Raw genomic sequence first — 12782 nt, 5'->3', positions numbered from 1 at the left:
GCTTCACGAACGCGAACTCGGCGTTCTTGAACGCGAGATAGCGCTGGCTTTGCTGATCGAACTGCAGATGACGGTGGCGGACGAGCTGATGGGTGGCGGCGCGCGAGAGTCCGGTGACGCCGAAGATGTAGATGTTGTGCTCCATCGTCGAATGATGGCCGGCCGCCCGCACGCGCTCCACGGTCTTCAGCATATCGTCCGGTTTTTCGGCCCAGCGCTTGACGATCGCGTCGGGAGCATTGGCGGAATAACACGTGCGGGCGGCTGTCGCCGTCATCGCGGTGGGGTCTGGAGATTTCTCGAGCAAGGTCACTCGAACAGACGTTTCGGGCATGGTAAAAGGCCCGGTTCGCGCGTACCCCAAAAGCCCCTACCCGGACCCCGGTCCAGGAGGGTAAAGCAAGCCTCCTCCGAACAGGTCGAGGTTAGCGGGCCGCGAACAGGTGGTCGATGCTGATTGCGGGACGGCTAGCGGACGGGTCGTCACCAGCGGCTTGCGCACGAACTGTAACAAAACTTTCTCCGCGTACGTTACCGGGACGAACGTCATCTCCTCGCGCTTTACCGCATTGGGCCTAACGAAAACTGTTTATGGGCCGAACAGCAGGGAACACTACAAGGTAGCGACCCTGCCAAGCGACTGAGGAAATGTCGGGGTCGACCGAAGCTCCCACCGAGCACGGTATCCATCGTAAAAAAAATCAAAATTGAAAAGACAGTCCTTTAGGAGGGCATAGATTTGAAGAAACTCCACATCGCGGCCTTGGTGGCGACGCTCGCCGTTGTCACAGGTATCGCGCCAAGCTACGCTGCGTCCGGATCGGTAACTTCGGCAACGACCGGTACTCAAGTGGCTGATGCGACGATGACCCCGATGAATTTCGGCAACCCGCCGTCGGGCGAAGTGCCGATTCTGTTCAACGACCATCACGTGTACGCGAATCCTGACACACTGCGTCAGGGCCGTGTCCTCGCCGCGTTGGTAAAGCACGGAACGATCATGGTTCCGCTCGCCAGCATGTTCGAGCAGATGGGCGGCACCGCGACATACGACGCGGCCTCGAAGTCGGTCACTGCAAAGAAAGATGGCGCAGAAGTCCAGGTCACACTGGGCAAGAATGAAGTCATCATCAACGGCGAATCGCGTCCGCTCGACGTGCCTCCGATGATGTATAAGGGCAACATGCTGGTTCCCGTGCGCGTCATGTCCGAGGCTCTCGGCGCATACGTAGAGTGGGTTCCGTCGCAGCACGTCTGCGTCGTTCGCTATCTGCCTCCCACTCCGGTGCCCACCGCGGCACCGACCGTGGAGCCAACTCCGGTGCCCACGCTGTCCCCAACGCCTCTCCCCACGGTGAAGCCGGTCATGGGCTTCCTACAGGGTGGCGTCACGAGCGGTAAGGTTGCCAACGAGTTCGCGAACAACGAGCGCGATAGCACCGGTCCTAGCAATGGGAGCGGCGGCTTGAACGGATCGTACGTCGCGGCCGGCGGCTACTTCTTCAACCCGTTCTTAGTGAAGGTCGACTGGCGTCAGGACTCCTACCCGACCACGAACAACGCATCGTTCAACGGCGGCCCGGGCACGCAAGTGAACACCGTCGACGGCGGTTCCGTGATCGTGAAGCAGTTCCAAGCCAAGCAATCCACGCTCGACGGTCGCCTTGAGTACAAGATAGCCAACCCGAACATCTACATCGGCGTCGGCTACCTCCAGGCGTCCAACAACTACGGCGACCCGAGCCTGCGCGGATTTGGCGTCGGCGCGGAAAAGGTCACCGATTACAATGCGACGTGGGACTTCTACGGTTCCGTGTTCTACTACCCGAACGCCAACGGAACGCTCACGGAGCTCACGGCGAATTCCGTCAACGCGCGAGCGTTCAAGATGGAATACAACATCGTCAAGTACGATGTCGGCGTCAACGTGAATCTCGGTGCGACGCCGTTCTACCTCTACGGTGGGTTCGGCGGCGACCGCTACGACGCGAAGCAATTCGCGCCGATCAGCCAGACGCACGCTGGTCCTTACATCGGCTTAGGAGTCCACTTCTAAGAGCCGACCAGAACTAACGCAAAGGGCGCCTCATGATGAGGCGCCCTTTTTATTGCCCGGCCGGCCGCTCGGCGCTACGGTTTTGGAATTCCGCGGCCGAGCCGGAGGACGTCGGGATCGAACGGGCCGTAGAGGCGGAAGGGCCATGCCGCTGCGGTTGGATCGACGTCGGTGACGGGAACGTGCGCGGCGGCCAACGCGGTGTACCATTTCGCGCTGGGAGTCGACGCAAAGCGGTCGTTCAGATACGCGATGAGATTTGCCGCGAGAAGCGACGTGTCGGGGCTGTTCTTGCGTTCGAGAAACTTGACGAACGATGCGATCGTTCCCGGGATCCATTTGTCGCGCGGATAGCGGTTGGCCCAATCCGCCAGGGAGCCCGCGACCTCGCGAATGCGCGCTTCCTGCATCGGCAGCGCCAGAGACGAATCGCCTTCGATGTTCATGTCATGGATGATGTTGCGAATGCCGAGAAAACTTAATTTGAAGCGGCCGAAATACTCATCTGCCGGCGCGGGCGCACCGCTTATCGGACGCGCCGCTACGAAATACGTATGCCAGATGTTGTCGTCAGGCGGCGGCGCACCGGCGGCGGCGGGCGCAGCGGCGGCGAGCGCTTGCGTGCTCGCCGTGGCCAGCATGGTTGCGGCAAACGCCGCGATTCGGATTAAACGCATTCCAACTTCTTTTCGCCGGCGGCACCCGCTGCCTGCAGACCCTAAGAATGCGGAGGGGTAGCAGGCGGCTGCACGGCGGGAGTGGCTACGTCCGTTGCGACAGCCGGCGCGGCCGCCGATGCGGTGGAGCTCGCAACAGCCTCCGTGCTCGTCGCGGGCGCGAACATCGAAGCGATCTCGCCGTGCGCCTTGATCGAGAATGGCGACTTAGCCAAGCGATTCATGAGTAGCGCGCGGCACCGCTCCGCAGCGCGATCGCCGTCCGGCGTGTTCATCGCCCAGAATTCGTGCGACATGAAGTAGGCCTTCGCCGGCAGCCAGTTATCTTGCGGATATTTCGCTGCCCAGTCTTCGAGCGCGTCTTCAGCAAACGAAAGCTTTGTGTAGTTGTCGGCCGCGTGCGCCGGATCATATGCTTCGCGCAGCTTCGTATCGTGAAGTATGTTGCCTATGCCAAGGATACTCAGCTTCATACGACCGAAATACTCGTCCGCGGGAGCCACGGCCGGTTTGGCAGCCGCTGCCTGTTGTAGAACGGCGACGAGAATCGTACAGACCACGAGTGATTTAACGCGCACGAAAGTCTCTCCGACAGTACGAAGTAGCGTGGCCGGATAGCAATCTTGCCATCAGGTCCTACTGCTTGATTATAGAAAATTAGCGGATGCCAAATCGAGTGTCGCTCGTCACGGTCCGGGTCGCTTGTGCGCAATTGATGGCGCGCGAGCTCGCCGATGCGCCGCTTGCGCTCGACGATGTGCTCGCGGCGATCGCGGCCGCCGGTTCGGTCCGAGCCGACATCGTCGTTCTACCGGAGTGCTCCTATCCCGGTTACGTGCTGCTGGATCGCAAGCCATACGCTCGCCGAGCGATTCCCTCGCCCGAAGAGGCCCTCCGGCGCATCGGCGAGGCGTCGCGTCGCGCGCGCATCATCACCGCGGTCGGGATCGCGAACATCGGCCCCGGCGGTCGCGTGCGCAACGAAGCTGTGCTCTTCGACCGGGACGGCGCGGTCGCCGGCCGGTATGCAAAAGCGCATCTGTGGAATTTCGACCGGCGCTGGTTCGCGCCCGGCCGTGAGTACCCGGTATTCGACACGGAAGTCGGTCGCGTCGGAATGATGATCTGCGCAGACGGCCGGGTGCCCGAAATCGCGCGCACGCTCGCCCGTCGAGGGGCGTGGCTCATCCTCGATCCGACCGCATGGGTCGGCGTTGGGCCCTCGTATGACGCGATGCCCAATCCGCAAGTCGAATTCGCATTGCGCGTGCGCGCGATGGAGAACGGAGTTTGGATCGCCGCGGCGGATAAGTGCGGATCGGAAACAGGCGCCGTGAGCTACGTCGGGCGGAGCATGGTGGTTCGTCCGGACGGCGAGATCGTCGCGAGCGCACCGACCGACGCCACCGCGCTGATCGTCGCCGAGTTGCGGCGCGGGCGCACGAAACCATTCGTGAGCGCGCTGTCGCCGGCCGAGCGAAGTGCGCTGCGCGCGCAGCCGAAAAAAGCTCGAGTCCAGGCCGGAGTGGGCCGCATCGAAAAAGGCGGCTCCGTCATCATCGGCGTCTATCAATCGATGGCCAACCGCGATGACGGCCGGCGGAAGATCGCCTTGCGTTCCCTTACGGCGCAAGGCGCGGCGGCGATCGTCCAGACGTCGGCTGGTTCGCCCGCGATCGCTGCGGCATTGCGTAACGCCCGTGGCTTGCGGGCCTCAGTCATCGAAGGCCGGCGGATGCTCGCGCCCGAACCTGCTCGCGCTGCGGCACTTTCCGGAGCCGACCTTTTGGTTTGGACCAAACCGCCTTCGGGCGTGCCGGTGATGGCGTTCGCGCGCACGCGGGCAATGGAAAATCGCGCGTACGTGTTGATCTGTGGACGCGGCGACCAGCTCCAGCCGGCGTGCATCGTGGGGCCCGACGGCGCGATGGGTGCATCGGCGCTCGCGGGAACCGCGAGCGGGTTCATCACGGCGATCGATCTCCGCAGCGCGCGCGATAAGTCCGTCGTATGGGGGACCGACGCGTTTGCGGATCGTACGCCCGATGCGTATGAATTGTACCTCTAGAGCGCCGGGCGGCGCACGCCGATCGGAAGCGATGAGATGATATGAGCGAACGCTACACCTCGGGCGAGGCGATGGAGCACGTCGAAAAAGCTCACGAGTTCCTGGAAAAGAGCGAACATGCGATCTTGCGTCACGTACCGTTAGTCGCGGCCGCCCTCGCGGTCTTCGCCGGTCTCTCGAGTCTGCTCGGCGCGAGGACCGGCGAAGCGATGTTGGCGACGCGAACGGAAGCGGTGCTCGCACAAGCGCGTGCGACGGATCAGTGGAACGAGTACGAAGCCGACAGCCTAAAGGCTCATCTCGGCGAGTCGCTCGCGATGGTCGCGACCGGTGAGAAGATCCGTCAAACGCTCTCGACGGGCGCCACGACGTATCGCGCCCGTCAAGGCCCGCTCAAGGAGCTCGCGCTTTCAAGTGAGAGGCAGCGTGACGACGATCTGTCGAAATCCCTCGCGTTCGAAGAGCAAAAGCAGAGGTTCGACGTTGCGGTCGCATTGTTTGAAATCGCGATCGTGCTCACGTCGGTCGCTGCGATGGTCAAGCAGCCGGCTCTCTTCATCTTCGCCGCGGTCGTCGCGGTCAGCGCCGTCGCCGCCGGGCTCACAGGATTCTTCCATTGAATAAGTCCGCGGCCGCCGTCGTCATCGCATTTTTCGCCGCGGCCGTTGCGGCACGCTCGTCGTCCGTGGCGTTTGGCCCACAAAGCGCGCCTCAAGCCACCGCGGCTCCCAGGGTCGACGTCGAACCGGCTAACGTCGCGGTGTTCGCCGGCGCCGCGGTTCGGTTTCACGCGCGCATCGTCGGCGACGCCGCTGCTCCCGGCGCCGTGAGCTGGGAAGCGTTCGGAGCCGGCGCGATCGACGATGAAGGCCGCTACCAAGCGCCGCCGCTTTCAGGCACCACCGCGTCGATCGTCGCGACGATCGGCGGCAGCGTGGGCGGAGCGCGCCTATCGGTCGTCGAGCCGCCGCCGGCCGGCGCAGGACAAGCCATCGTCGCCTGTTACGACGACGGCGAGCTCGATGTCCGCGGCACGTACCGCGTTCCGGCATTTGGGCGTCTGCTCATCGGGGATTCTGCCGGCGACGTCGCGGTCGACGAGAAAGCAGCCTTCGCGCTGGCGACGTCGGGCGAGCGCGCTGTCGCGATCGATCTTGCGACGATGACCTCGCTTGCTTCGGCGCCGTCGGTAGGTGCGCGCTTCGGCGAAGTCGTGCTGCTCGCGGGCGGCGCATTCGCCGCGGCGACGAACGAGAACGCAGGCGCCTCGGACGGTGGCGTCGCCATTTTCCGGTTAAAGCGAGGAGCGGCTCCGCAGCTCACGTCCACGGCCCGCGCCGGAGAAACGCCGGAAGGCATCGCCGTCGATGCCGACGGCCGCACGATGTATGTCACCGCCGTCAACGGCAACGTCGTGACTCGCCTCGTGCTGAACGACGACGGCAGCGCGCGCACGACCGGCTCGACGCGGACGGGCACGCGGCCATTCGGCATCGCGGTCGACTCTCGCCGGAATCTTCTTATCGTCGCCGACAACGACACACCGACGCTCAGCGGCACGAAATCGCGACCGGGACTCGAGATGTTCTCACTTCCGTCCATGCGCCGCATCGGCGATTCGATAGCTACCGGCACAGCGAATGCGCTTCCATTGGGCGTCGCCGTTGATCCGGCGATAAACCGGGTCTTCGTCACGAATGAAGGTGATGACGATGTCGTGGTCTACGCCCTGCCGTCGCTGCACCGCGTAGCCTCGCTGCCCGTCGGGCGGACGCCATGGCTGCCGTCGATCGACACGCACAGACATCTGCTCTACGTGCCTAACGCGCGTGACGACACGTTCGAAGTCTTCGACACGCGAACGCTCGCGCACGTCGCGTCGAAGGTCGGGACGTGCTCCTATCCGGTCGGCGTTGCCGTCCCAGGCGGCCCGGCCGTCAAATAGCGGATCGACGAGGAGAGCACATGCGCGCGGTTTTCGCAAAGCAACTCGGCGGCGACACGCCGCTTGCAAATCTTGAGATCGGCGAAATGCCGCAGCCGCTGCTTGGTCCGGGCGACGTGCGCATCCGCGTGCGCGCTTCCACCTTGAACCACCATGATTATTTCACATTGCGCGGCGTCGTGGCCTATCCGATCACCCCACCGCGCATTCTCGGCTGCGACGCGGCCGGCACGGTGGAGGAATACGGCCCGGGGCGTCCGCCGGGCTCTCCCGATCCGGGCTCGGCTATCACGGTCTATCCGGTCATCTTCTGCGGCGCATGCGATGCGTGCCGCGCGGACGATCCGATGCTGTGCAAGCGATTTATGATGCTCAGCGACGGCGACCGCGAAGGCGCGTTCTCCGATCACCTCGTGGTGCCGGCGCATTGCATAGTGGCCAAGCCTCCCGCGCTCACGTTTGCGCAAGCGTCGAGTTTGGGAACGACGTACCTGACCGCGTATCGCATGTTATTCGTCAAGGCATCGCTGGCGCCGGGAAGCACCGTTTTAGTGCAGGGCGCGGGCGGCGGGCTTGCCACCGCCGCGATCCAGTTGGCGCGCGCGGCGGGCATCACGGTGATCGCGTCTTCTCGTTCGCAGGCCAAGCTCGATGCGGTGGCGGCTATAGGCGCACATCACGGCGTGCTTGCGGGCCGCGACGCGAGCAAAGCGATCCTATCGCTGTGCCGAGACGGCGTCGACGCGGTGATCGAATCCGTTGGGGAACCCACGTGGGCCACCAGCTTGCGCGCCGTGCGCGCAGGCGGCGCGATCGTGGTGGCCGGTGCGACCGCCGGACCCAATCCGCCCGCGGATCTCGCGCGCATCTTCTGGCGGCAATTGCGCGTCCTCGGATCGACCATGGGCTCGCTTGCAGATTTTCTCGCATTGCTGCGCTTCATCGAGTCGGCCGGAATCGTGCCGGTCGTCGACACGGTCTACCCCGCGAGCGAAGCGCGGACCGCATTCGCCAGACTCGCCGCAGGGGACTTCACGGGCAAGCTCGCGCTTTCATTCGACTAGCGATCGCTTCAGATATCCCACTCGTACGAATTCCAGAAATCGCTTATCGCCGGCGCCGGCTTGAAATTTCTCATCCGGTCGCTCACGGCGTCGACGTTGGCTCGCCACACGATTGTGTAGATGGGCACGTCATCGTGGATGCGCCGTTGGATCTTTGCGTAGTAAAGTTTGCGTTTCGCGGGATCGTAGGATACCCGCCCGGCGCGCTGCCAATCACCGAGTTCGCGGTCCACGTAGAACGCATAGTTGACGCCGTTCGGCGGCAGCGACTGCGGCCCAAGCGTCGCGGTGTCGTCGGGATCGGGCACGGTGTAGCTCCAGCCGTACAGCGCCATGTCGAACTTTCCGCTTGCGAGCACTCCGTTCGCGCCGAGCGGCGCGAAAAGCAGATTCGCGGGATAGTTCCGCACTTCGAGCTCGACGCCGACGAGCCTCAGGTCTGCCTGCACGAGTTGCTCGACATCGGCCCGCACGGTGGCGCCGGCTACGGACGCGATCGTCACCGATAGCCGCTGGCCATTTCTTGCACGTACGCCGTCGGCGCCGGGTAGCCAACCTGCTTGTGCGAGCAGCGCCCGCGCCTGCACTGGGTCGTGCGGATAATCGTGGACCGACGGATCGTACGCCCACGAGAGCGGCGATACGTCGGTCATGCCCGTGTGGCCGACGCCGCGGTACGCGCTATGCTGCAGCCGGCGCCAGTCGATGGCGTACGCCATCGCGCGCCGGACCCGCACGTCGTCGAACGGCGGACGCGCGCAATTGAAGAGGATGTGTTCGTAGTTCATGTTGGGCACGGCCGTCACGTGATAACCCGGCGCCTGTGCAAGAGCCGACTCCTGCGTTTCCGGAGCGTTGAAATAGAGATCGACGCCGCCGCTGCGCACGAGCGTCAGCAGCGTGTTTTGATTGGGGATTATCTCGAATTGGATCTCGTGCAGTCGCGGCGGCCCGCGCCAATAGAGCGGATTCGCGGTCAGGTCGAGCAGCGATCCCGGCTGCCACGATTTCACCACAAAAGGACCGCTGCCCACCGGATGGTTGTTGAAGTCCACATGGTTAAGATCGGTGAACGAATCGAGCAGGTGTTTGGGCATGATCGATCCGACGATCCCATTGTGCATGAACGTTCCGACGAACGGTGCGGACGGTTCATTGAGGTGCACGACCACCGTGTAGGGATCGGGCGTATCGATCGCGGTCACGTCGTCGTACGGTTGCCGGTACGGAACGTTGTTGCGCGGATTCATGATCTGATCGTACGTGAATTTCACATCCGCCGACGTCAATGCGACTCCATCGGAGAATTTCACGCCGTGCCGAAGATGATAGGTGACGATTCTTCCGTCCCGGCTTATCATTCCGTTCGCCTGCGTGGGAATCGCAAGCGCCACATCTGGAACGGCCCGTCCACGATCATCGTAGTCGATAAGTCCGGAATAAATAAATTGACAAACATCGGTCACGAACAATTCGTCCGAAAGCACCGGATTGAGCGAGTCCAGGTCCTCCGACGAGCCGATGCGCAGGACGCCGCGCGTGGACGATGTGGGTCCGCCTACATTCTCGCCTACTTTGACGCAGCCGGCCATGCCCGAACATGCGAGCAAGCAGACGAACAGTCGGAGCGCGGCTGTTAAGGTCTTGCAGCGCGGTACCGATATATGATAAAGGAGCCGGTCGGTCATGTTTGCATCGCTCGCGAGCCGACGACCGACTCCATCATAGATAGGTCCGGGGCTATGGCCTCGGCCTTTTCTCGTTCAGGCATCGTGGTTCGCAGGCGAGATGCAGCGGCCTCGCGCGAAGACCATGCGGATTCGGCCGAGCGCACTCACGTCGGTTCGCGGATCGCCGTCGACGAGCGCGATGTCCGCCGATAAACCGGGCGCAAGCGTGCCGCATTCGCCGTCTAACCCGAGCGCTGTGGCGGCGCGCGACGTCGCGGACAAGAGCGCGTCTTCAGGGCTCATGCCCAGCTCCGTCATCAACACCAATTCGTGCGCGAACATGTCGTGGTTGTTGAACGGCGTGCCTGCGTCGGTGCCGGCGGCGATCCGCACCCCGGCTTTGAGCGCAGCGGCGAAGCTCTCGCGATGGGCGTCGTACACTTCGTTCGTCTTTCGTGCGGCGTACGCGGGCAGCTCGTCCACGTGTTTGCGAAGCCAGTACGGCGCGGACAGCGTAGGGACGTACGTCGCACCACCGCTTTGGAACAGTGCGATCGATTCAGCGTCGAGATAACATCCATGCTCGATCGTGTCCACGCCCGCACGGAGCGCGTTTTTGACGCCTGCGGCGCCGATCGCGTGCGCTGCCACTCGCCGTCCGGCGCGATGAGCCTCGTTGACCGCGACGCTGAGCTCGTCGATGTCGAGCTGGGCGTGGCCGACTTCAACGCCGGGAGAGAGCACGCCGCCGGTCGCGATCACCTTGATGCAATCCGCTCCGGCTTTGAGATTTTCCCGAACAGCCTTGCGCATCTCATGCGGTCCGTCAGATTCAAGACCGATGTACCAGCAGTGACCGCCGGTCATGCAGACGATCTTGCCGGCCGCGAGCACACGCGGCCCGCGAAGGTGTCCGCGTTCTATCGCGTCTCGCAGCGCGATCGCCACGCCGAACGGATTGCCGAGGTCGCGCACTGTGGTCACGCCGGAGCGCACCGTCCGCCACGCGTTGTGCGCCGCTGCGAGCGCGCTTGCAGCCTCCGTGGCCAGCCGGGCCGCGATGGCGAAGTCGGGTCCGCACATGGAGTCGAGATGGGCGTGCATGTTGATCAAGCCGGGGACGGCCGTGAGCGCGCCGCCGTCGATGACGTGCGTCTCGTCCGTGGCAGCACGGCTCTTATGTGCGCGCTCGATCGCGGCGATGCGTCCGTTCTCGATCACGATGGCCACGCCGGTGCGCGCCGCTGAGCCCGTGCCGTCGAGCATCGCGCGCACGTTGACGATCGTCCGTTTCGCGCTCATACAGCGTTGCCTGCGCCGGCCGCCCGCCACGTGAAGATGACGTAGCCGGCAACGCCGGCGAGCACGAGTGCGGACCCGAACGCGAAAATCCACAGCGGCGCGGCGCCGGTCATGATGACGCATGGATAGGTACCGAGCGCGAAGTCCAAGATGACACCCGCTTTCGCGAGCGGCCGGCCATCCACTGCCACGCCGTCATAGAGCTTCGCCCCGTTTTCCTCGCGGATCTCCAATGCGAGAAACGGCACGTCGATACCGCGCGCGGGCAGGCCGGGAAAGTATTTCACGCCGATATCGCGATGCAGCGGCGGCACGCTGAAATAATCGACTTCTCTTCCGTCGGTATCGAGGTCGGGAAACGTCAGATACGGCGAAAGAAAGGCTGCGCCGTTCGGCTGGGTGGTCGTGACCGGCCGTCCTTCTGGATCCCGAGCGCGGACTCGCGCTATCGGCCAGCTCACGACTGTGAACGCGATCACATTCGCCCGGACCGTGTCGCCCGGCGCGAGCGGCCGGATCGCGCCGCCGTCGCGCAACTCGACGTTCTGCGGCCAATCCGTGATCGGTCGATCGGCGCCGGGCAATGCCGGAAACAGAACGGCGACCGCGGGTACGTGCGGTTCGGCGAAGGCTTGCCCGGGAGCGGCTGGGATGCGCACCGGCGGTCCGATTGTGATGTCGGCGTACAACAAGGCGGCGCCGGCCAGAGTGCCGCCGAGAGCGCCAAGTGCGGCGAATCGCTCGCGCGCATTGACCGCCAGCGCCCCCGAACATGCTGAAAATGCTAAGTAGGCCGCCGCGAGCCCGACGACCGAATCGACGAAATAGCCGTGAAGAAACGCGACGAACGGGCGAAGCTCGACCGCTCCGGCGAAGCCGACGACTAAAATGGCCACACTCAATGCCGTCGCGCCTGGACGCATCACTCACACCTACGAACGGACGTTCGCCCTTGTCGCAACGCCGCTTCTTTCCTGACGTGCAAGTAACATTCTCGCGCGCAGCGTGTCCTATGTTTCAGTTAGGGTAATCTCAAACGACCACTGGAGGCACCGCAAACATACATGTCCACTTGCGCATTCTGCGGCACTCAATCGCTTCTCGGTTCGCATTACCTCGCGCACCGGATAACGACGTTGCGCACGCGGACCGTCAAAGTATGCGAGCATTGCGCCGACGAAGCGCAAGACGCCGGTTACCGCGTTGCCGAACGCGAGCCGTCCATTCTTCCCGCGACGCTAGCGCCAGAATACAGATACGCCAGCTAAATCGCTGTAGGGCCGACTTTTATGGTCGGCCTTATTTTTTTTGCGCTGGGCAAGCGATGCTTGCCCTAGTACGAGAGATGGAAAAAAACGGGGCAAGCGATGCTTGCCCTCCTACATAATCGGAATTGATTACCAGTAGCGTTCCTCTTTCCAAGGGTCGCCGTTGTTGTGATATCCTCGGACTTCCCAAAAGCCCGGCTGATCCACGGCGCTGAATTCGACGCCCGTGCACCACTTCGTGCTCTTCCAAAAATAACGCTTCGGCACGAACATCCGCAGCGGACCGCCGTGGATCGGTTCGAGCGGTTTGCCCTCGTACGTGTACGCGAACAGGACGTCGTCGTCTAGCGCGACGCTCAGCGGCACGTTTGCCGAGTAACCGTTCGCCCCACTCGTCACGACGAACTTCGCGGCGGGTTTGACGCCGGCGAGCTTTGCGATCTCGGCGAAGGGAACGCCCTCCCACGTCGTGTCGAACTTGGTCCAGCGCGTCACGCAATGGATGTCGGTCCGTACGATTTTGGTCGGCAGCGACATGAAGTATTCCCACGTGAACACCTGCGGCCGCTCGACTTCACCGCTCACGGTGAACCGCCACTTCTTCGGGTCGAACGGTGGAACCGAACCGACGTGCAAGACCGGAAAATCGCGTGCGGCATATTGGCCGGGCGGCAGCCGGACGGCGAGATCATCGTTCGGAGACGGTTGAGACATGACAGCGGGTTCGCGCCG

Annotated in this window: 12 protein-coding genes; 5 read left to right on the top strand and 7 right to left on the bottom strand. The window is 63.5% G+C overall.

Features of this window, described 5'->3' with window-relative positions:
- On the bottom strand, positions 1–334 hold a 334-nt coding region (locus VII69_02045), incomplete at its 3' end, for an FAD-dependent thymidylate synthase (protein ID HEY5093878.1).
- A gap of 405 nt (positions 335–739) precedes the next feature.
- Between VII69_02045 and VII69_02040 the strand changes: the two genes are divergently transcribed.
- Positions 740–2056: a copper amine oxidase N-terminal domain-containing protein gene (locus VII69_02040; GenBank protein ID HEY5093877.1), complete on the top strand. Its 1317-nt coding sequence runs from the start codon at positions 740–742 to the stop codon at positions 2054–2056.
- A gap of 74 nt (positions 2057–2130) precedes the next feature.
- Here VII69_02040 and VII69_02035 read toward each other — a convergent pair whose 3' ends face one another.
- Both VII69_02035 and VII69_02030 read right to left on the bottom strand, forming a co-directional pair.
- Positions 2131–2733, bottom strand: coding sequence for a hypothetical protein (locus tag VII69_02035; GenBank protein HEY5093876.1), 603 nt, complete (start codon positions 2731–2733; stop codon positions 2131–2133).
- Between the two features lie 41 nt (positions 2734–2774).
- A complete protein-coding gene (locus VII69_02030) occupies positions 2775–3311 on the bottom strand; it encodes a hypothetical protein (protein ID HEY5093875.1) in 537 nt (178 codons plus the stop codon).
- Between the two features lie 86 nt (positions 3312–3397).
- Here VII69_02030 and VII69_02025 point away from each other — a divergent pair, with 86 nt between their 5' ends.
- From VII69_02025 to VII69_02010, 4 genes are read left to right on the top strand one after another with little or no spacing between them, the layout of a single operon-like run.
- Positions 3398–4801, top strand: a complete 1404-nt coding sequence (locus VII69_02025; protein ID HEY5093874.1) for a nitrilase-related carbon-nitrogen hydrolase — start codon at positions 3398–3400, stop codon at positions 4799–4801.
- Between the two features lie 41 nt (positions 4802–4842).
- The gene (locus VII69_02020; protein ID HEY5093873.1) at positions 4843–5421 is read left to right on the top strand and encodes a DUF4337 family protein; all 579 of its coding nucleotides are present in this window, start codon (positions 4843–4845) and stop codon (positions 5419–5421) included.
- Positions 5418–6746, top strand: a complete 1329-nt coding sequence (locus VII69_02015; GenBank protein HEY5093872.1) for an SMP-30/gluconolactonase/LRE family protein — start codon at positions 5418–5420, stop codon at positions 6744–6746. Before VII69_02020 ends, VII69_02015 begins: the two co-directional genes overlap by 4 nt.
- A 20-nt stretch (positions 6747–6766) precedes the next feature.
- The gene (locus tag VII69_02010) at positions 6767–7810 is read left to right on the top strand and encodes a zinc-binding dehydrogenase (protein HEY5093871.1); all 1044 of its coding nucleotides are present in this window, start codon (positions 6767–6769) and stop codon (positions 7808–7810) included.
- A gap of 8 nt (positions 7811–7818) precedes the next feature.
- Here VII69_02010 and VII69_02005 read toward each other — a convergent pair whose 3' ends face one another.
- From VII69_02005 to VII69_01990, 4 genes are all read right to left on the bottom strand, one after another.
- Entirely contained in the window at positions 7819–9498 is a 1680-nt protein-coding gene (locus VII69_02005) for an ABC transporter substrate-binding protein (protein HEY5093870.1), read from the bottom strand.
- A gap of 75 nt (positions 9499–9573) precedes the next feature.
- Positions 9574–10782 (bottom strand): amidohydrolase family protein, encoded by a 1209-nt coding sequence (locus VII69_02000; GenBank protein HEY5093869.1) that lies wholly within the window; start codon positions 10780–10782, stop codon positions 9574–9576.
- Complete coding sequence (locus VII69_01995; GenBank protein HEY5093868.1) at positions 10779–11678, bottom strand: hypothetical protein; 900 nt, start codon at positions 11676–11678, stop codon at positions 10779–10781. Before VII69_01995 ends, VII69_02000 begins: the two co-directional genes overlap by 4 nt.
- A gap of 501 nt (positions 11679–12179) precedes the next feature.
- On the bottom strand, positions 12180–12764 hold the full coding sequence (locus VII69_01990; protein ID HEY5093867.1) for a sulfite oxidase-like oxidoreductase: 585 nt from the start codon (positions 12762–12764) through the stop codon (positions 12180–12182).
- Positions 12765–12782: the final 18 nt, after the last annotated feature.

Source organism: Candidatus Eremiobacteraceae bacterium (genome assembly GCA_036511855.1).
Classification (GTDB): Bacteria; Vulcanimicrobiota; Vulcanimicrobiia; order Eremiobacterales; family Eremiobacteraceae; genus JABCYQ01.
This window is presented reverse-complemented; position numbering and strand designations above follow the sequence as displayed.